The organism is Nocardia sp. NPDC060255, assembly GCF_042727395.1.
Lineage (GTDB): Bacteria > Actinomycetota > Actinomycetes > Mycobacteriales > Mycobacteriaceae > Nocardia.
Window position 1 is genome coordinate 1 of record NZ_JBHXAU010000061.1, and the last position, 1,574, is coordinate 1,574.

Genomic DNA, 1,574 nt, shown 5'->3' on the forward strand with positions numbered 1-1,574 from the left:
TGTTGGCGACCCGGTTGATCAGCAAGATTCGGTCGGCGCTCGGGGTCGAGGTCCCGATTCGGGTGTTGTTCGAGGCCGCCACAGTCGCCGAGCTGGTTGAACATCTCGATACCGGGGTCCGGGTGCGTCTGGGGTTGAGTGTGTGGGAGCGACCGGCGCGGGTGCCGTTGTCGTTTGCCCAGCGGCGGTTGTGGTTTCTGCATCGGTTGGAGGGCCCGTCGGCGACCTACAACCTCCCGACAGCGTTGCGGGTGACCGGTGCACTGGATGTGCTGGCGCTGCGGCTCGCGGTAGGGGACCTGGTTTCTCGGCACGAGACGCTACGCACGATGTTCCCAGAACTCGGCGACACACCGACCCAACAGATCCTGTCAGCAGAGGCCGCCGAAACCGGGTGGCAGATCGTGGATGTGACCGGATGGTCGCAGAAGAAATTCCAAAAAGCTGTGGCACAGGCGGCGCGTTATCCGTTCGATCTGGCGAGTGAGATACCCGTGCGGGTGAGTGTATTTCGTCGCGCGCCTGAGGAACACGTGGTGTTGCTGTTGGTGCATCACATAGCGGCTGATGGGTGGTCGACGGCGTTGTTGATGCGGGATCTGTCGCAGGCGTATGCGGCGCGGCGGCGGGGTGTGGCTCCGCGGTGGGAGCCGTTGCCGGTTCAGTATGTCGATTACACGTTGTGGCAGCGGGAATTGCTGGGGGATCGGCAGGATCCAAATTCGTTGATCTCCAGGCAGTTCGACTATTGGGGTGGTGAGCTGGCTGGGCTGCCGGAGGTGCTGCAGTTGCCGACTGATCGACCTCGTCCGCCGGCGGCCACATATCGAGGTGGTCTGGTGCCGTTCGAGATCGACCCGCGCACACGTGCGGCGGTGGAGCAGTTGGCCCGCCGGGAAGACGCGACGGTATCGATGGTGTTGCAGGCTGCCTTGGCGGTGTTGTTGTTCCGACTCGGTGCTGGTGATGACATCCCGGTCGGGGCACCGATCGCCGGGCGTACCGATGATGCGCTCACCGATCTGGTCGGGTTCTTCGTTAATACCTGTGTGTTGCGCACCGCCGTGGCTGCCGACCAGTCGTTCAGAGCGCTGCTCACACAGGTCCGTGGAAAAGCCCTGGCCGCCTATGAGAATCAGGATGCGCCGTTCGACTTGCTGGTCGAGTTGCTGAACCCGGTCCGCTCCCCGGCGCATCATCCACTGTTTCAGGTGGCGCTGGCCTTCCAAAACAACCAGTTGCCGGATCTGCGGTTCCCCGAGGCGCGAGTCGAGGAGATCACAGCACCTACCGGCACATCACGATTCGACCTGTTCTTCAACATCGTCGACACTCCGGTCGACGGTGCCAGATCCACCGGGTGGAGCGGGTTCGTCGAGTACGCGACCGACCTGTTCGACCAGGAAAGCATCGAGATGTTGGTGGCCCGGTTCATCCGCGTACTGCGTCAGGCTGCTGCTGAGCCGACTCGTGCGGTTGGTCGGTTGGATGTGCTTGACGAGGTGGAGCGTCGCCGGGTGCTGGAGGTGTGGAATGACACGACGGTGTCGTTGCCGGATGTGACGGTTCCGGAC

At 63.0% G+C, this 1,574-nt stretch carries 1 protein-coding gene; it reads left to right on the forward strand.

Features of this window, described 5'->3' with window-relative positions:
- Window positions 1–14 precede the first annotated feature (14 nt).
- On the forward strand, window positions 15–1,574 hold a 1,560-nt coding region (locus tag ACFWF1_RS44005; protein WP_379292233.1), incomplete at its 3' end, for a condensation domain-containing protein.